14 protein-coding genes and 1 pseudogene are annotated in these 15954 nt (G+C 71.4%); 6 read left to right on the top strand and 9 right to left on the bottom strand.

Features of this window, described 5'->3' with window-relative positions:
• Positions 1-25 precede the first annotated feature (25 nt).
• Positions 26-2344 carry an FdhF/YdeP family oxidoreductase gene (locus ACIP5W_RS23890; protein ID WP_401477026.1) on the top strand — a complete coding sequence of 773 codons (2319 nt, stop codon included), beginning with the start codon at positions 26-28 and terminating at the stop codon, positions 2342-2344.
• 169 nt (positions 2345-2513) lie between these two features.
• Here ACIP5W_RS23890 and ACIP5W_RS23885 read toward each other — a convergent pair whose 3' ends face one another.
• Positions 2514-3449: a LysR family transcriptional regulator gene (locus tag ACIP5W_RS23885; RefSeq protein ID WP_401477023.1), complete on the bottom strand. Its 936-nt coding sequence runs from the start codon at positions 3447-3449 to the stop codon at positions 2514-2516.
• Between the two features lie 117 nt (positions 3450-3566).
• Between ACIP5W_RS23885 and ACIP5W_RS23880 the strand changes: the two genes are divergently transcribed.
• Positions 3567-4844: an MFS transporter gene (locus tag ACIP5W_RS23880; RefSeq protein ID WP_401477020.1), complete on the top strand. Its 1278-nt coding sequence runs from the start codon at positions 3567-3569 to the stop codon at positions 4842-4844.
• A 322-nt stretch (positions 4845-5166) separates the two neighbouring features.
• Here the strand turns inward: ACIP5W_RS23880 and ACIP5W_RS23875 are convergent, their stop codons facing one another.
• The 5 genes from ACIP5W_RS23875 to ACIP5W_RS23855 form a co-directional block, all read right to left on the bottom strand.
• The gene (locus tag ACIP5W_RS23875) at positions 5167-5367 is read right to left on the bottom strand and encodes a cold-shock protein (protein WP_401477017.1); all 201 of its coding nucleotides are present in this window, start codon (positions 5365-5367) and stop codon (positions 5167-5169) included.
• 276 nt (positions 5368-5643) lie between these two features.
• On the bottom strand, positions 5644-5847 hold the full coding sequence (locus ACIP5W_RS23870; protein ID WP_033176667.1) for a cold-shock protein: 204 nt from the start codon (positions 5845-5847) through the stop codon (positions 5644-5646).
• Between the two features lie 381 nt (positions 5848-6228).
• Positions 6229-7326: a YihY/virulence factor BrkB family protein gene (locus tag ACIP5W_RS23865; RefSeq protein ID WP_401477014.1), complete on the bottom strand. Its 1098-nt coding sequence runs from the start codon at positions 7324-7326 to the stop codon at positions 6229-6231.
• Positions 7327-7465: 139 nt separating this feature from the next.
• On the bottom strand, positions 7466-7843 hold the full coding sequence (locus ACIP5W_RS23860; RefSeq protein WP_401477011.1) for a fic family toxin-antitoxin system, toxin component: 378 nt from the start codon (positions 7841-7843) through the stop codon (positions 7466-7468).
• A complete protein-coding gene (locus ACIP5W_RS23855; protein ID WP_401477009.1) occupies positions 7843-8082 on the bottom strand; it encodes a hypothetical protein in 240 nt (79 codons plus the stop codon). The genes ACIP5W_RS23860 and ACIP5W_RS23855 overlap by 1 nt, the downstream gene beginning before the upstream one ends.
• A 6-nt stretch (positions 8083-8088) precedes the next feature.
• Here ACIP5W_RS23855 and ACIP5W_RS23850 point away from each other — a divergent pair, with 6 nt between their 5' ends.
• From ACIP5W_RS23850 to ACIP5W_RS23840, 3 genes and pseudogenes are all read left to right on the top strand, one after another.
• Complete coding sequence (locus tag ACIP5W_RS23850; protein ID WP_401477006.1) at positions 8089-8499, top strand: hypothetical protein; 411 nt, start codon at positions 8089-8091, stop codon at positions 8497-8499.
• Position 8500: 1 nt separating this feature from the next.
• Positions 8501-9091: pseudogene (locus tag ACIP5W_RS23845) on the top strand (LysR family transcriptional regulator).
• Between the two features lie 196 nt (positions 9092-9287).
• A complete protein-coding gene (locus ACIP5W_RS23840) occupies positions 9288-10277 on the top strand; it encodes an aldo/keto reductase (RefSeq protein WP_401477003.1) in 990 nt (329 codons plus the stop codon).
• 563 nt (positions 10278-10840) lie between these two features.
• Here the strand turns inward: ACIP5W_RS23840 and ACIP5W_RS23835 are convergent.
• The 3 genes from ACIP5W_RS23835 to ACIP5W_RS23825 all read right to left on the bottom strand — a co-directional run bounded on the left by ACIP5W_RS23835 (position 10841) and on the right by ACIP5W_RS23825 (position 13267).
• Positions 10841-11584 (bottom strand): VOC family protein, encoded by a 744-nt coding sequence (locus ACIP5W_RS23835; protein ID WP_401477000.1) that lies wholly within the window; start codon positions 11582-11584, stop codon positions 10841-10843.
• A 349-nt stretch (positions 11585-11933) separates the two neighbouring features.
• Positions 11934-12302, bottom strand: coding sequence for a hypothetical protein (locus tag ACIP5W_RS23830; protein ID WP_401476997.1), 369 nt, complete (start codon positions 12300-12302; stop codon positions 11934-11936).
• A 182-nt stretch (positions 12303-12484) separates the two neighbouring features.
• Positions 12485-13267 carry a class I SAM-dependent methyltransferase gene (locus ACIP5W_RS23825; RefSeq protein ID WP_401476994.1) on the bottom strand — a complete coding sequence of 261 codons (783 nt, stop codon included), beginning with the start codon at positions 13265-13267 and terminating at the stop codon, positions 12485-12487.
• Positions 13268-13682: 415 nt separating this feature from the next.
• Between ACIP5W_RS23825 and ACIP5W_RS23820 the strand changes: the two genes are divergently transcribed.
• Positions 13683-15854 (top strand): hypothetical protein, encoded by a 2172-nt coding sequence (locus ACIP5W_RS23820; RefSeq protein ID WP_401476991.1) that lies wholly within the window; start codon positions 13683-13685, stop codon positions 15852-15854.
• Positions 15855-15954 lie beyond the last annotated feature (100 nt).

Raw genomic sequence — 15954 nt, 5'->3', positions numbered from 1 at the left:
GGCAGCGTGAGGAAGAGGCAACCTGATGAAGAAGGCCCCCGGCGACGAGCCGACCGAGGCACTGACCGTGACCCCGCCCAAGAAGTGGGCCGCGGGTGTGCCCGCGGTGGTCCATGCGGTGGAGTACTCCCTGGAGGAGACCTCCCCCCGTAACGCCGGGCACACACTGCTGGCCATGAACCAGGTGGGCGGCATCGACTGTCCCGGCTGTGCCTGGGCGGACCCCGCACCGGGCAACCGGCACCGCAACGAGTACTGCGAGAACGGCGCCAAGCACATCAACGACGAGGCGACGACGCGGCGCATCACCGCCGACTTCTTCCGCACGTACTCGGTGTCCGAGCTGGGCCGGCGCTCCGACGCGTGGCTGAACCAGCAGGGGCGGCTCACCGAACCGGTGGTCAAGCGGCCGGGATCCGACCATTACGAGCCCATCAGCTGGCACGACGCCCTCGGCCTGCTCGCCTCGGAGCTGACGTCGCTCGACTCCCCCGACGAGGCCGTGTTCTACACCTCCGGCCGGGCCGGCAACGAGGCCGCGTTCGTCTTCCAGCTGTTCGCCAGGGCCCTGGGCACCAACAACCTGCCCGACTGCAGCAACATGTGCCACGAGTCCAGCGGGTTCGCCCTGCACGAGACCCTGGGCACCGGCAAGGGAACGGTCAGCCTCGACGACCTCCACCACGCCGACCTGATCTTCCTGGTGGGGCAGAATCCCGGAAGCAACCACCCCCGGCAGCTGTCCGCACTCGAGGAGGCCAAGCGCAACGGTGCCCGTGTCATCGCGGTGAACCCGCTGCCGGAAGCCGGCCTGCTGAGGTTCAAGAACCCGCAGAAGCCCCGCGGGGTGATCGGGCAGGGGGTCGGGATCGCCGACCGGTTCCTCCACATCCGCAACGGCGGCGACCTCGCGCTGTTCCAGGGGATCAACCGGCTGCTGCTGGAGGCCGAGGACGCCCGGCCGGGCCAGGTGCTCGCCCACGACTTCATCGAGTCCGACACCGAGGGCTTCGAGGAGTTCGCCCAGCACGCCCGCACCATCGAGTGGAAGGACATCCTCGCCGCGACCGGACTGACGCGCGAGGAGATCGAGCAGGTCCGGGACGAGGTGCTGCGCAGCGACCGCGTCATCGTCTGCTGGGCGATGGGGATCACGCAGCACAAGCACGCCGTCCCCACCATCCGGGAGATCGTGAACTTCCTGCTGCTGCGCGGCAACCTCGGCCGGGCCGGCACCGGCGCCTGCCCGGTGCGCGGGCACAGCAACGTGCAGGGCGACCGCACCATGGGCATCTGGGAACAGATGCCGGACGACTTCCTCGACGCGCTCCGGGAGGAGTTCGGCTTCGATCCGCCGCGCGCCCACGGACTGGACTCCGTCGACTCGATCAAGGCGATGCGCGAAGGCCGCATCAAGTTCTTCCTGGCACTGGCCGGCAATTTCGTCCGCGCCGCCCCGGACAGCGAGGTCACCGAGGAGGCCATGCGCGGCTGCCGTACGACCGCCCACATCTCCACCAAACTCAACCGTTCGCACACCGTCTGCGGCGAGACCGCGCTCATCCTGCCGACCCTGGGTCGCACCGAACGGGACATCCAGGCCGACGGGGAGCAGTTCGTCACCGTGGAGAACTCGATGAGCGAGGTGCACACCTCCCGCGGCCGTCTCCAGCCCGCGTCTCCCCTGCTGCTCAGCGAGGTCGCCATTCTGTGCCGGCTCGCCCGCCGCACCCTCGGCAAGGCGAGGGCCGACATCCCGTGGGAGGAGTTCGAGGCCGACTACGGCACGATCCGCGACCGCATCTCCCGCGTCGTCCCCGGGCTGCACGACTTCAACCGGCGTGTGACACGTCCCGGCGGCATCCAGCTGCCGAACCCGGTCAACGAGGGCGTCTATCACAACGCCGTGGGGAAGGCGCTGTTCACCCGGAACGCCTGGGAGATGCTGCACGCCCCCGAAGGGCACCTGTTGCTGCAGACCATGCGCTCGCACGACCAGTGGAACACGGTGCCCTACACGTCGAACGACCGCTACCGGGGCATCCACGGCAGCCGGCGGGTGGTGCTCGTCAACCCGGAGGACATCACCGGTCTCGGCCTCGCCGAGGGGCAGTACGTCGACCTGGTCGGTGTGTGGCAGGACAACGCCGAGCGCCGCGCCGCGGGTTTCCGCGTGGTGCCGTACCCGACCACGCGCGGCTGTGCCGCCGCCTACTACCCGGAGACCAACGTCCTGGTGCCGCTGGAGAGCGTGGCCGACAAGAGCAACCAGCCGACGTCGAAGGGGATCGTGGTCCGGCTGGAGCCCGCCGCCGCACCCCGGCCGGAGGCGTCCCGGAGCTGAGGTCCGTCCGGCTCCTCTCCACGGGACGTCGGGCGGGTCCTGCCGCGCCGGGCCGCCGGTGTGCCGCATGAGGCGGGCGGTGAGCCGTCGCGCTCCTGCTCGCGGCGGCGGACAAAGCGCCGTCCGCCCGTCCGCCCGTTCGGCGACGTGAGCGAGGTCACGGCGGCGGTCAGTGCGGAAGCACCCAGCCGGGCGTCCAGGTCCCGGCGGCGTCGTGGCCGGCCGCGGTGGCGGTGAGGTGGGCGCGGAGGGTGCCCAGCGCCGGGTGGGGGTTGTCGCGGTGCCACAGGAGCGAGTGCGGATAGACGGGCGTCGGATCGGTCACCGGGATGCGGCGCAGGCCGTGGCCCGAGGGCCACACCAGGCGTGTCTGTCCGCCCATGAAGGTGGCCAGGGCCGGGGTGTCGGCGACGGTGTCGAGGAGGGCGTCGGAGCCGAAGTTGGGGCCGGTGGCCTCGATGGTGAGGCCGAACTCGGCCACGAGGTCGTCGTAGTAGGCGGCCCACTCGGTGCCGGGGACGATGCCGGGCATCCAGATCCGGTGTCCGGCGAGTCGTGCGAGGTTCACCGACCGGGCGCCCGCCAGCGCGTGGGCGGGGCCGGTGAGGAGCTGGAGCGGCTCGTCGAGCACTCGGACCGACTCGATGTCCTCCGGCAGGGGCCTGCCGGGCGCGGCGACCGCGCGGAAGGACGCGTCGATCGTGCCGGAGCGGACGGCGGCGACGGCGGTCTCGATGTCGAGGAGCATCACCACGTCGAGATCGATCTCGGGGTGCGCGCGGTGGAAGCCGCGCATGAGTCCCGACGCCGCGCCGCGTGAGGCGATGATGTCGACGCGCAGTGGACGGCGGCCGGTGCGCACGGATGTGACCGCGCGCTCGGCCACGCGCAGCAGTTCGCGCGCGTGGGGCAGGAACGCCTGCCCGTCGATGGTGAGCTCGGCTCCGCGCGCGGTCCGGGTGAACAGCCGTACTCCGAGGGTGCGCTCCAGCGCGGCGATGCGCTTGGAGACGGCCTGCTGGGTGACGGCCAGCTCGGTGGCGGCCTCCCGGAACTGTCCCGCGTCGGCGGCGGCGACGAACGTCCGGACGGTGTCGAGATCCATGCCGACACCCTAGAGCCACAACGTCTGGTTGTGACTGATGGCCCGCCCGTTGTTTGATTCTCGGTCGGCGGCTTCGCTTTGATGCATCCGATCGCTTGTCGGTTGTGCGGATGAGGGGTGGGGGCGTCGGACGTGGAGAGCGGGCACCGGCTGGGGCGGCGGTTCGGGTGGCTCTGGGGGGCCTACGCAACGAGCACGCTCGGCACATGGCTCGCCTTCGGCGCGTTCCCGCTGATCGCCGTCCAGGTGCTGCACGCCGGGCCGGCCGAGGTCGCGGCACTCGCCTCCGCGGGGGCGGCGGTGGGCGCGGCGGTGGCGGTGCCGCTCGGCCCGTGGGTGGAGTTCCGGCGCAAGCGGCCGGTGCTCATCGCGACGGACCTGGTGCGGTTCGCGGCGCTGCTGACGATCCCCGCGGCATTCGCGCTCGGCGTGCTCACCCTCCTTCAGCTCCTGCTGGTCTCGGTCGTCGTCGCGGCGGCCGACATCACCTTCCGCGCCGCCTCCGGCGCGTACCTCAAGACGCTGCTGCCGGCCGGGGACCTGCTCGTCGCCAACGCCCGCTTCGAGTCGACGGCCTGGACGAGCACGATCGTCGGACCGCCGCTGGGCGGCGCGGCGATCGGGCTCCTCGGCCCGGTGGCGACGGTGGTGGCCGACGCGGTCAGCTACCTGCTGTCGGCCCTCGGCCTCCGCGCGATGGGCGGGCACGAGCTCCGGCCCGAGCGCCGGGAGACCGCGCGCATGCGGGCCGGGGACCTGCTCGACGGCTGGCGGTACATCCTCGCCGACGCGACGCTGCGTCCGCTGTTCCTCAACACCGCCTTGTTCAACGGCCTGGTGATGGCCGTCTCGCCGCTGCTGGCCGTCCTGATGCTCGGCCGGCTCGGGTTCGCTCCGTGGCAGTACGGGCTGGCCTTCGCGGTGCCCTCGGTCGGCGGGCTGCTCGGTTCGCGGCTGGCGCCACCGCTGGTCACGCGGTTCGGGCAGCGGCAGGTCCTGCTCGTGTTCGGGACGCTGCGTGCGGTGTGGCCCGTCGGCCTGGCCCTCCTGGGGCCTGGCACCGCAGGGTTGCTGCTGGTGATGGGCGTCGAACTGGGGCTCATCTTCTGCTGCGGGGTCTTCAATCCCGTCCACGCGACCTGCCGGCTCGAGCGCACCGCGACCGGCCGGGTCGCCCGCACGCTGTCGGCCTGGGCGGTGACGACCAAGGCCTCGATCGCACTCCTGACGGCGGTCTGGGGTGTGCTGGGAAGCCTGCTGGGCCCGCGGACGGCCATCGGCCTGGCCGGCGTACTGCTGCTGGCGACTCCGCTGCTGCTCCCCCGCCGCGCGACGGCGCGGATCACCGGGCCGGAACCGGCATCACTGCCCGCACCGGCACAGAACCGCACCTGAGGGGCCGCGCCGCCCGCTGCCGAGCGGTGCCCTTCCGCGTCGAGGGCGGCAACCGGTCCGCCTCCGTGAGTGCGGACCGGATCCGGGCTCACGGAGGCGGTCGCGCGGGACGACGCCCTCACGGTCGTTGGAGTCGACGTCGGTCCGGTCGAGCCACTGGCCGGAGTCGACGTCGAAGAGGGCGGCCGACCTCTGATCGGCGGTGAGCGAATCGACGAAGGACCTGGCGGCGCGGATCACCGGGGGCGGTGGCACCGGTGGAGCGGATCGCACACGGGTCGTCGACGACGGTGCCGGCCGTGGCGGCGTGGCCTCGCAGCCCTCAGGTGACGATGTTCTCCGCGTACGGGCACTTCCGTCCGTACACGGCGTCGAACGTCACCCTCTGGCCCGCCAGGAGGCCCACGAGCCCGTGATCGGCGATGTAGGAGTAGTGGGCGTACACGTCCGCGCCATTGCCGTCCTGCTCGATGAAACCGAAACCCCGTGCCGCGTTGAACCACTTCACCGTGCCAGTCGCCATTTCTTCCCTCCCTGTCGCAGCCGGTCAGATGTGCAGCGGATGTCTCACACCGCACGCCGACACACCGAGGACACAGGCGCCGAATCGCGCCCGACACTTGCGGAGCACCGAGTGAATTCAATGGGACGGTAACACGAAATCCGGATTCAGATTTTACCGGAGCGGAATTTTCGATTGCGCGGACGAATCGACCGCTCCACGGATCCGCCGAGCAGCCGGCAAACGGCTGGGCCCGCACCGATCGGTGCGGGCCCAGCCGTTACGTGCGTGCCGCGATCAGGCGGGAACGATGTTCTCCGCCTGCGGGCCCTTCTGGCCCTGCGTGACGTCGAAGCTCACCTTCTGGCCCTCCTGCAGCTCACGGAAGCCGGAGGCGGCGATGTTCGAGTAGTGGGCGAAGACGTCGGCGCCGCCGCCGTCCTGCTCGATGAAGCCGAAGCCCTTTTCCGCGTTGAACCACTTCACGGTGCCAGTAGCCATGTCATATCTCCTTTGGGGCATTACCCGTGGGACCCGCACTGTGCATGTCCCGCGTCGCCGTGATGATGACCCCGTCCGGAATAAAAACCGGCATTAAAAAGCGCACCTGCCGATCTGGAGGACGGCAGGAGCACTTGAAGTTTTCGGGAACCACAACTGCAACTGGAAGAACCGTAGCACGGAATAACCGCCCGAGCGAGCCCCGACAAAAACCGCCGCCGTTTCTCGGGCCGTCCACCGACATACCCTCACCGCACATGAATCGGATTTCTGCGTCGACGGCGACAGAATTTGTGCCGCGACGCCCGTGAAACCGCGGACCGCCGACGAGCGACGCCCCGGCGGCCCCGAGAGGACCGTCCCTCACGGAAGGGGACCGCCTCAGGAGTCCAGACGGCGGCGGTCCTCCTCGTCCCACTTGCTGGTGTCGCGCGGCTCCACGTAGGGCTCCTGTTCGGCCGGATGGCCTGCCGTGACGGCGCGCCGGCGGTTCATCTCCGCGTCGAACTCCAGCCCCAGCAGGATCGCCAGATTCGTGAGCCACAGCCACACCAGGAAGATGATCACGCCGGCGAGAGCACCGTAGGTCTTGTTGTACGAGCCGAAATTCGCCACGTAGAACGCGAACCCCGCCGAGGCGATCATCCAGATCAGCAGGGCCAGGAAGCTGCCGGGCGTGACCCAGCGGAAGCCGCGCACCTTGGCATTGGGCGTCGCCCAGTACAGGATCGCGATCATGATCGTGACCAGGAGCACGAGCACCGGCCACTTCGCGATCGACCACACCGTCAGGAAGGTGTCCCCGACACCCAGCGTGGTGCCCACTTGTCGCGCCAGACTGCCGGTGAAGACCACGATCACCGCACTGATGACGGCGATGACCATCAGCACGACGGTCACCCCGACCCGAACCGGCAGCACCTTCCACACCGGACGCCCCTCGGGGACGTCGTAGACCGCGTTCGCGCACCGGATGAAGGCGGCGACGTAGCCGGACGCCGCCCAGATCGCGAGCGCCAGGCCGACGACGGCCACGAGGGAGCCGAGGCCGCCGTTGCCCTGCATCTGCTGCACCGCGTTGCGCAGCACGTCCCGGGCCGCGCCCGGGGCGAGTTTCTGGATGTTGTCCAGCACCTGCTGCGTCACCGACTGCCCGACGATCCCGAGCAAGGAGACCAGCGCCAGGAGCGCGGGGAACAGCGCCAGGATCCCGTAATAGGTGAGTGCTGCGGCCCGGTCGGTCAGCTCGTCCTTCTTGAACTCCTCGAGGGTGCCTTCGAGCACCGCCTTCCAGGAGCGCTTGGGCATGTCCGTCGGGGTGTCCGGCGCCCTCCGTTCCGCCTGCCCATCCGTCCCGGCACCCGTACCCCGCCCGGTCTCGGCCTCGCGCCCGGCCTCGGCCTCGCGCCCGGCCTCGGCCTCGCGGTCGGCCTCGGTGCGTATGCCGTGCCTGCCGTGTCTTCTCAGTGTCCGTACCATGCCGGCCGGGTATCCGGGCGGGTGCCAACCAAGCCCAACATGAGGGACAAAAGGCGCCTTTCGGGCGCCCGGTGATCTCGCCGCCGGGGGGCGGAAGGCGGGCCGGCGCGACGGCCGCGCACGAAACCGGAGGCGGCCGTCAGGTGGCGGTGGGCCAGGTCCGCAGCAGAGCCGCGATCTTCCCGGCGGTGCAGGCGGGGTCGAGGAGCAGGTCCTTGAGGGCGACGGCGTCCTCACGGACGGGCTTGACGGGAATTCCCGCGGCCTCGAGGTACATGACGCCGGTGGCGGCGGCGACGGCCATGTTGGAGCGCTCCAGCCAGCGGCAGCGGCCCAGCGTGTGCACCAGGGCGGCCGCCTTGGCGTAGGGCCCGTCGTAGACGGGCTGCTCGAACAGTCGGGCCCGATGGCGGGCGACCGCCGAGGCGGGCACACCGTAGTCGTCGGGAGCCGGGTCGTCGGCGCCGGCCGCCTCGGCGACCTGAAGGATCCAGGGAACGTCGATGTGCAGATCCATCAGGCGGCGCGCGCTCCCCGAGAGGACTGCTGAGCGTCCTCGGCCTCGTCGAAGACCGTCTGGTGTTCGGCGAGGAAGTGGGCGGCCGCGTCCACCGCACGTGCGCGCAGGCCGCTGGCATCGTCCTGCACCAGCCTGGCGAGGTAGTCCCCGATGCTCAGCCCCAGGTCGGCGGCGCGCTTCTTCGCGAGTTCCGCGACGTCCTCGTCCACGCGTGCACCCAACTGCGTCTTTGCCATACCGGCATGGTAACAGCCGTTACCATGCCGTGGGCCGACGGCGGTGTCCGAGCCGCCGAACGGCAGATGACCGGCAGCGACTCCGCCGCCTGGCGGATCGCGGCCTTCCAGGTGGAGACCGACGACGTCAACGCCCACCGCGGGGAGATGCACCCGGAGGCCGGGGAGGCGGTGTGCCGCCCGGCCGGCGGCGTCCGCCTCCACTTCCGTGCCACCAGGCCCGGCGGCGCCGAGGAGATGGTGCGGGTGCCGGTCACCAGCGCGACCTTCTGTCGTTTCACGATGTTCGTCTCGCTCATGACGTCGTTCCTTCTCCCGCACCCGGCGGGGCGTCCGAGTCCGATCAGGCGGGCGGCGACACCGCCCGGGTGCCGTCCCGCGGCCGGCCGGTTGCGCCGACGGGGCGGAAACACGTGAGCTGCGGTAATTCGCCGCGGTCGCCCAGGAGCTGCACTTCGGCCGGGCCGCGCGGCGGCTCGGGATCGCCCAGCCCCCGCTGTCACGGACGGCCGGTAGGGCTCGAACGGTGCCTGGACGCCGCCCTCCTGGAGCGCGGCAGCCGGGGCGTCACCCTGACCGAGACCGGGGCGGTACTGCTGCGGGGGCGCGGGCGGCGCTGGACGCCGTGGAGGCGGCCGAGCGGCGCACCCGCCGGGCCGCCCGCGCCGCGGCCGGGCGCCCCCGCCTGCGGCTCGCCGAGGTCACCGGTCTTCCCGGCCTGTCCCTCCCCCGTCGGCCGCGTCCCGACGGCACCTTCCCGAACGGCTTCGGCCCGCAGGTGCGCGACCACACCCGGCTCCCCCGGCTCATCGCCGTCGGCCGGGCCTGCGCGGTCGTCCCGGAGCCGGGCCGCACCGGGCTGCGCGAGGGCCTCATCGCCGTACCGGGCCCTGACGCGCCCCGCGTCACCGCGGTCATCGCCCGGCCCCCGCACAGCCGCCCGTCGGCGGTCGCGGGGCTGGTCCGCGCCGCCACCGCCCTGTGGCCGGCGGGGGCCCGGTCCGGCTGAACAGTCGACTTGCGCTGGAGTGCGCTCCAGGTCGTAGCGTCGCAGACACCGCGGCGCGCGGAGCCCGTCCCGGCCGGAACTCCTCACGGGATGCCGGACGGTGGAATCCGTCGCTGGACGGATGCGGGGCTTCGTGCCGCCCCGACGACGGACAACGAACGACGAACGAGTGCGCAGGGAAAGGCAGGAACACGGCATGCGGAAGCGCAGTCTGCGGGACCTCCGGGTATCGGCCATCGGCCTGGGGTGCATGGGCATGTCCGCCTTCTACGGATCCACCGACCGGGAGGAGGGGATCGCGACCGTCCGGCGCGCCCTCGACCTCGGGGTGAACTTCCTCGACACCGCCCAGATGTACGGGCCGCTCACCAACGAGTCGCTCGTCGGCGAGGCGATCCGGGGGCATCGCGACGAGTACGTGATCGCAACGAAGTTCAACTACCGGATGGACGACGCGGTACCCGGCGACATCAGCACGGTCGGCCCGCAGGACGGCTCGGCCGAGCACGTCCGGAGCTCGGTCCACGGTTCCCTGAAGCGTCTGGGGACCGACCACATCGACCTGTACTACCAGCACCGGGTCGACCCGAACGTACCGATCGAGGAGACGGTCGGCGCGCTGGGCGAGCTGGTCGCCGAGGGCAAGGTGCGGTGCATCGGCCTGAGCGAGGCGAGCGCGGAGACCATCCGGCGCGCGCACGCCGTGCACCCGGTCACCGCGGTGCAGAGCGAGTACTCGCTGTGGTCACGGGACGTGGAGGCCGAGGTGCTGCCGACCTGCCGTGAGCTGGGCATCGGCTTCGTGCCGTACTCGCCGCTCGGCCGCGGTTTCCTCGCCGGGCGGTTCACCTCACCGGACGAGCTGGACGCGAACGACTGGCGCCGCGAGAACCCGCGCTTCCAGGAAGCCAACCTGGAGGCGAACCTCCGGCTGGCGGCGAAGGTGAAGGAGATCGCCGCCGAGAAGGAGGTGACCCCGGCCCAGCTGGCCATCGCCTGGGTGCTGGCCCGGGGCGAGGACCTGGTGCCGATCCCGGGCACCAAGCGCCGCACCTACCTCGAACAGAACGCTGCCGCGGTCGACATCGTGCTGACCGAGGACGACCTGGCCCGCATCGACGCGGAGCTGCCCGAGGCGGCGGGCGAGCGGTACGACGAGGCGGGGATGAGAGCCGTCAACCGCTAGCAGGACTCCGTCGGCGTGACGGAACGGCTTCCCGGGCCTCGTCGGGCTCGGCCGGCGGGTGGCGGCCCCGTACGAGGACGCTGCCGTGCCGGCCGAGGCCGACGCGGTGGACCGGGGTGCCGTACCGGGCCGTCCCCACTGGTACGAACCGGATCGTGCCGCCCGTCACGGTCACGGTGCCGCTGTGTTCCCCGCGGCTGTGGTCGCGGCCCCGCTGCTTCCGGACATCGCCGAGCAGGGCCGTCCGGCGGCGAGGGGCACCACGTCGGGGCTGCGAGATGAGGCTCTGCCGGGCCGTCCGCACGCCGGGTACCCGCGGGTGGTGGCTGCCGACGGCACCGCGGTTCCCCTCTGCCGTGCCATCGCCCACCACCTTCGGGCCCGCACCGGTCTCCTCGCCGGGCCGGGCAGGAGGGGCAGGTCGCTGCCGGCCGTCTCCCCGACGGCGTGCACGGGCTCCCCGACGGCGTGCACGGGGCGGAGCTGCATCCCGCTGGTGCCACCGCCGTGCTGCCAGGACCTTCACTCCGCCTTCGGCACCAGCGGCTCGCCGAGGCTCCGCGTCAGGACGAGCCCAGGACGCAGAACTCGTGGCCCTCCGGGTCGGCCAGGCAGGTCCAGGGCACGTCGCCCTGGCCGAGGTCGAGGTCGGTGGCACCGAGGGCCCGCAGCCGGGCGACCTCCGCAGCCTTGTCGTCACCGGGGTAGGGCAGCAGGTCGAGGTGGACGCGGTCCGGCACGGTCTTCGCGCCGGACGTGCGCAGGAACTCGAGGTAGGGGCCGACACCCTGGGCGGAGCGCAGCACCGCGTGGTCGTCGGTCACCTCGTGCAGAGTCCAGTCCGTCGCCGCACCCCAGAACCGGGCCATGGCCCGCGGGTCCGCGCAGTCGACCACCACCACGGCGATCGGCCCGGTGTCCCGGTGGATCTCCCGGGGCTCCAGCACGCAGAACTCGTTGCCCTCCGGGTCGGCGAGCACCGTCCACGGCACCTCGCCCTGACCCACGTCGACGGGCGTCGCACCGAGATCCCTCAGACGCGCGACCCACTCCGCCTGATGGGCCGCGGAGGTGGTGGCGAGATCGAGGTGCACACGGTTCTTCGTCGCCGTCTTGGGCTCCGGAACGGCGACCACGTCCATACAGACGGCGACCGGGTCCGGCCAGACGAAGTCGCCGCCGGGTTGGACGTTGGTCACGCCGGGTCCCTCGCTGGAAAGACTCCAGCCGAGCGCCTCCGCCCAGAACCGGCCGACCGCCTCGTCGTCAAGAGCCTTGATGTTCACCTGAACAGGTCGCAGTGCCATGCCGGAGATCCTATGCAACCGCTCCGGACCGAGGCGGGCGTCTTCCCTAACGGAGAATCGACGTGGCCGCACCTCGCCTCGGCGGTCCGGCTCCGCCGGAGACGGCCGGGGTCAGGCGTCCTCGAGGAGCAGGTCCCCGGGGAGATGCGTCATTCTCGGTGTCCGGCCGTTCCGACCGAGCAGGACCAACGTCGCCGAGGTGGCCCTGTCCCCTGTCCGTGCGCCCGGGGTACGGAGCCGGGAAGGAGGAGCGCGTCCACCACCACCGCGGCGTGGGCGCCCACCGGCCGGAGAAGGACTCGTTCGGAGCCACTGCCGGCCCGAACCGGCTCCGCGTTCGCGACTGGGCTCAGTGCGCCGCGATCCAGCGTCGGACGGCGTCGTTGACGGTGTCGTCCAGGGCGCTCACCGCTTCCACGGCGTGCAGGTCTCCGGGCGCGGGCGCGACTCCTGCCCGGACGAGTGCCGCGTGCAGTTCCAGACGGCGGCAGTCGGCCGGAGGCAGGGGTGACGGCCGGCTCGGTTCGGGGGCACGCGACGGTGCCTCCTCCTTCCCCTCGGCCCGCGCCCGGGGTGGTACCCGCCAGTCCTCGTCACCCCACTGCCCACCCGTGTCCGCTCCGTCGAGAGTCGTGTTCGCATCGACACCGCAGCGGTAGGGGTCCAGGATCAGCTGAGGCACCGTCACGGCGGTCGGTGAGTAGTTCCACTCCTGCATACAACCAACCTCCAACATCGGCGTTCGTCCGGTGTCCAGGAGGCGGTTCGGACGGTCGGCAGTTGCAGTACCGGCGACGGACCACCCGATCGCACCCAAACCCATCTCGTCGGACGACCGCGCCATCGGAGAGCATGATGATGCGCAGTACCGTGCGGCGTGCTCGGCCTTCCCGGCCACGGTCACGAGGGCCGGCGTACGCGCCCGCAGGTCGTGGGCGGTACCTCGACGACGAAGAACAGGAAGCAGGGTCCGGCCGAAAGGTCGTGGAAGCCGTCGGGGAACAGTTCCCGGGCGGCCGGGTCGGGCTGCGGCTCGCTGAGGGCGGTGAGGCGGAAGCCGGCGGTGGTGAAGGCGTCGATCATCGCGTGCAACGGCTTGCGCCAGAACTTCATGGGGACGGACTGCCCGTTGAAGGCCCAGTGGAAGGTGCAGCCGGTGGTCGCGAAGCAGTCTGGCCGAGGATCCGTGATCGTGTACGCGACGAAAGGATGGTCCACCGACGCAATCAGCCGGCCACCGGGCCTGAGCACGCGCCGTATCTCGGCCGGCGCCGGTCCCCAGTCCTCCAGGTAGTGCAGCACCAGCGACGCGACCACGTCGTCGAACGCACCGTCGGCGAACGGCAGGGGGTCGTTCAGGTCGGCCACGTGCAGGTCCGCGTCGTCCCCCAGCCGTCTCCTGGCCGACGCCGGCATCCCGGCGCCGGCGTCGATGCCGGTGACGACCGCACCGCGGTCGTGGAGCGCGGCGGACAGGTGGCCCGAGCCGCAGCCGGCGTCCAGGATCCGGCGGCCGGTCACGTCTCCGGCGAGGGCCGACATCGCGGGCCGCTCGTAGTACGCGTTCACGAGGTTGTGCTCGTTCTCCGCCGAGTAGGCCTCGGCGAAACTGTCGTAGTCGTTCACCCGGGCAGGACCTGCGGACCGGGCGGAGCTCTCGGGCACGTCGGGCAGGCGTTCCATCGGCGCAGCCCAGTGGTCGCAGGATCGGCCGGACAGAACTCGGAACGACTCCGTCAACGGGCACCGGGCCAGGTGCGGCGCCCGGCCATCCCCCGGGGCCCGTACACCGACTATTTTCGGCCGCGATCTATTCCGCCGGCTGGTTCGTGATGCATGGTGGGAGTGCGGGTCACGCCCCCGGGCGAGGCTCCCCTTGCTGGGCCGTGCCGGTCTGCGTGGACGGCCGGGCCCGCCGCACCTCCCGGCTCCCCACGGGAGGCATGCGGCTGCCCGGGCGCGGATCGTACGGCGTCCCGCTCGGCGGCGACCGGGACCCGTCAGCGGTTCGGTTCCAGGACGTCCGGACGGGGCGTGCGGACGGGGCGTGCGGAAAACTCCCGTGCACCGGCTCGCACACCTCTGCGATCATCCCCGGATGGCGCACCGTCTCGAATCGCTGGTCATCCGGCACACGCACCGCCTTCCCTCTCCCAAGGGCTCCGCCGGTGAAGGAGCCACCGCCGCACGGCAGTTCGACGCGGCGCTGGCGTCCGTGGGCTTCAAGCTGTCGTCGGAGTTGCTGGAGCGGCTGTCAAGGCTGTCCGAGGCCGCGGTCGTGCACACGGCCAGGCGGACGCTGCGCACCGTGAGCGAGATGGTGGGCGACCACGTCCGGCACAACACGTACTTCATCGACTTCCCGGCGAACGTGCCGGACACCGAGGAGTTCTGGATGCGGTGCGTGACGAAGGCGCTCGCCGACGACGCCTCGCGCGAGAACGTGCTGACCCAGCTGGCGCACGGAGTGCTGGACCTGCTCAGCCTTCCTGTGTACGGCCGCTACCAGCACACCTACGAGGAGATGCTCGCGGCGCAGGACGAACTGATCGCCTCGGCCGGCGACCGGGTGACCGTCCTGCACCTCGGGCGGGACCTGGACGACGAACTCACGGACCTGTACCTGGCCCTGGCGGGCAGCCCGACGCCGCTGGGCGAGGAGCACCTGGGCGACCTCAGGATCCTCGCCGAGCGGTGCGCCCTCGGCCTGCAGCCGGAGTCGATCCCGGTGCGGGAGAACCGGGCGGTGGTCAACGAAGCCCGTCTCGCCGTCGGCGCGGACCTCCTGCTGGACACCGTCACCGATGTGCTGCGGCTGGCGTGCGCCCTGTCGGGCGGCGACGTGACGCTGCGGGAACCGACCCGGTTCCGTGCCCTGTCGCGGCCGGTCCGCCGTGCGCTGCTCGCGGGCCTCGACGCCGTGGTCGCGGCGAACCCCGCCAAGCTGGCCGACGTGCACGCGCACCGCGAGCCCTTCAAACGGCTCGGTGAGCATCTCCACCCGCACGAGTACCCCCGCTGGCCGCACGCCGCCGACGTGTTCGCCGTGGCACGGGGCGAGAAGGAGGCCCGGTCCTTCGACAGCCGTCTCGAGAAGCTGCTCGACGACTACGACGTCCTCGGTGCGACGCGGCTGCTGAAGTCCGCTCCCGGCAAGCTGTTCCGCGCCCTGGACCTCCTGCTGCGCATCGCCGCCGACCAGGGGGAGCGGGACGCGGTGGTGGCCGCCGCGGTGGAGGTCGCTCCCCGGGTCTCCGGCCGGGTCGTGCTCTCGGTCCGCGAGCACTTCCAGAACCGGGAGCGGGAGACGGCCGAGCCCCGGATCTTCGTCAACCGCCGGGGCCGCGGCTGGGTCGCCCCGGACGTACGGCCGCCCGTGCCCGCCGCCGACCGTGAGCGTCTGATCGCCGCCCTCGACGCCGAGACACGGCGTCGGCTCCCCGCGCCGGGCCGGCTGCTGCTCGGCCCCGACGTCCTCGACGTGGCGCTCCCGCTCAGCGGCAGGGCGACCGCGGCCGGGCTCGGTGTCCTGCCGCGCGGTTCGGTCTCGGCCGTCGAGGGCGAACAGCTGCGCTTCTTCACGTACTGGAAGGAGGCCGAGCAGCGGACCGACTACGACCTCTCGGCGCTGCTCCTCCACACGGACTACAGCACCGACTCCTGGCTGTCCTACACATCCCTGACGGCCGTCGGGGGCAAGCACTCGGGCGATGTCACCGAGGCGCCCGAAGGAGCCTCGGAATTCATCGACCTGTCCCTGGACCGGGTTCGCAGCACCTTCATCGTTCCGCAGGTCAACATCTACGCCGGCGAGGGCTTCGAGGAGGTCGAGGAGTCGTTCTTCGGTTTCATGCTGCGCGACGGCGGGCAGAAGGGCCGCCCGTTCGAGCCGCGCACGGTGCGGATGAAGTCGGATCTCCGTGGGGCGGGCCGGGTGGCGCTGCCGCTGGTGTTCCGGCGCGAGGACGACGGCCGGTGGCACGCGAAGTGGCTGCACCTGTACCTGAGGGGCATCGCGTCGGCCAACCGGGTGGAGGAGAACCAGGTCTCGGTGTCCAAGGTGGTGCGCGCCGTGGTCGAGCGCGATTACCTGACGGTTCGCCACCTGGTCGGCCTCATGTCCGGCGACACCACGGCTGTGGACCTGTGGGACGGTGAGCCGGTCCCGGACGAGCCGGTGCTGTACATCGGTCTCGAACGCCCCGAGGGGCTGCACCCGGACTCCCGGATCATCACACCGGAAAATCTCCGCGACCTGATCCCGGCCTGAGTGCTAGCGTTGACCGTGGCGAGGCCATGAAGGGACTTCCTTCTCAACTCCTTTCCTGAAACGAGTTCTTTCGCTTTCCTCGCCGTCGACTTCGCTCCGG

The organism is Streptomyces sp. NPDC088766 (genome assembly GCF_044750845.1).
Lineage (GTDB): Bacteria > Actinomycetota > Actinomycetes > Streptomycetales > Streptomycetaceae > Streptomyces.
Note: the sequence above shows the minus strand (reverse complement) of the source record. Positions and strands in the feature narration are given on the sequence as shown.

Bases quoted from the DNA above. Each gene is read 5' to 3' on its own strand.
- ACIP5W_RS23890 (WP_401477026.1), top strand. From the start codon at position 26: ATGAAGAAGGCCCCCGGCGACGAGCCGACCGAGGCACTGACCGTGACC.
- ACIP5W_RS23885 (WP_401477023.1), bottom strand. From the start codon at position 3,449: ATGGATCTCGACACCGTCCGGACGTTCGTCGCCGCCGCCGACGCGGGA.
- ACIP5W_RS23875 (WP_401477017.1), bottom strand. From the start codon at position 5,367: ATGGCGACTGGCACGGTGAAGTGGTTCAACGCGGCACGGGGTTTCGGT.
- ACIP5W_RS23870 (WP_033176667.1), bottom strand. From the start codon at position 5,847: ATGGCTACTGGCACCGTGAAGTGGTTCAACGCGGAAAAGGGCTTCGGC.
- ACIP5W_RS23865 (WP_401477014.1), bottom strand. From the start codon at position 7,326: ATGGTACGGACACTGAGAAGACACGGCAGGCACGGCATACGCACCGAG.
- ACIP5W_RS23860 (WP_401477011.1), bottom strand. From the start codon at position 7,843: ATGGATCTGCACATCGACGTTCCCTGGATCCTTCAGGTCGCCGAGGCG.
- ACIP5W_RS23855 (WP_401477009.1), bottom strand. From the start codon at position 8,082: ATGGCAAAGACGCAGTTGGGTGCACGCGTGGACGAGGACGTCGCGGAA.
- ACIP5W_RS23850 (WP_401477006.1), top strand. From the start codon at position 8,089: ATGGTAACAGCCGTTACCATGCCGTGGGCCGACGGCGGTGTCCGAGCC.
- ACIP5W_RS23840 (WP_401477003.1), top strand. From the start codon at position 9,288: ATGCGGAAGCGCAGTCTGCGGGACCTCCGGGTATCGGCCATCGGCCTG.
- ACIP5W_RS23835 (WP_401477000.1), bottom strand. From the start codon at position 11,584: ATGGCACTGCGACCTGTTCAGGTGAACATCAAGGCTCTTGACGACGAG.
- ACIP5W_RS23830 (WP_401476997.1), bottom strand. From the start codon at position 12,302: ATGCAGGAGTGGAACTACTCACCGACCGCCGTGACGGTGCCTCAGCTG.
- ACIP5W_RS23825 (WP_401476994.1), bottom strand. From the start codon at position 13,267: ATGGAACGCCTGCCCGACGTGCCCGAGAGCTCCGCCCGGTCCGCAGGT.
- ACIP5W_RS23820 (WP_401476991.1), top strand. From the start codon at position 13,683: ATGGCGCACCGTCTCGAATCGCTGGTCATCCGGCACACGCACCGCCTT.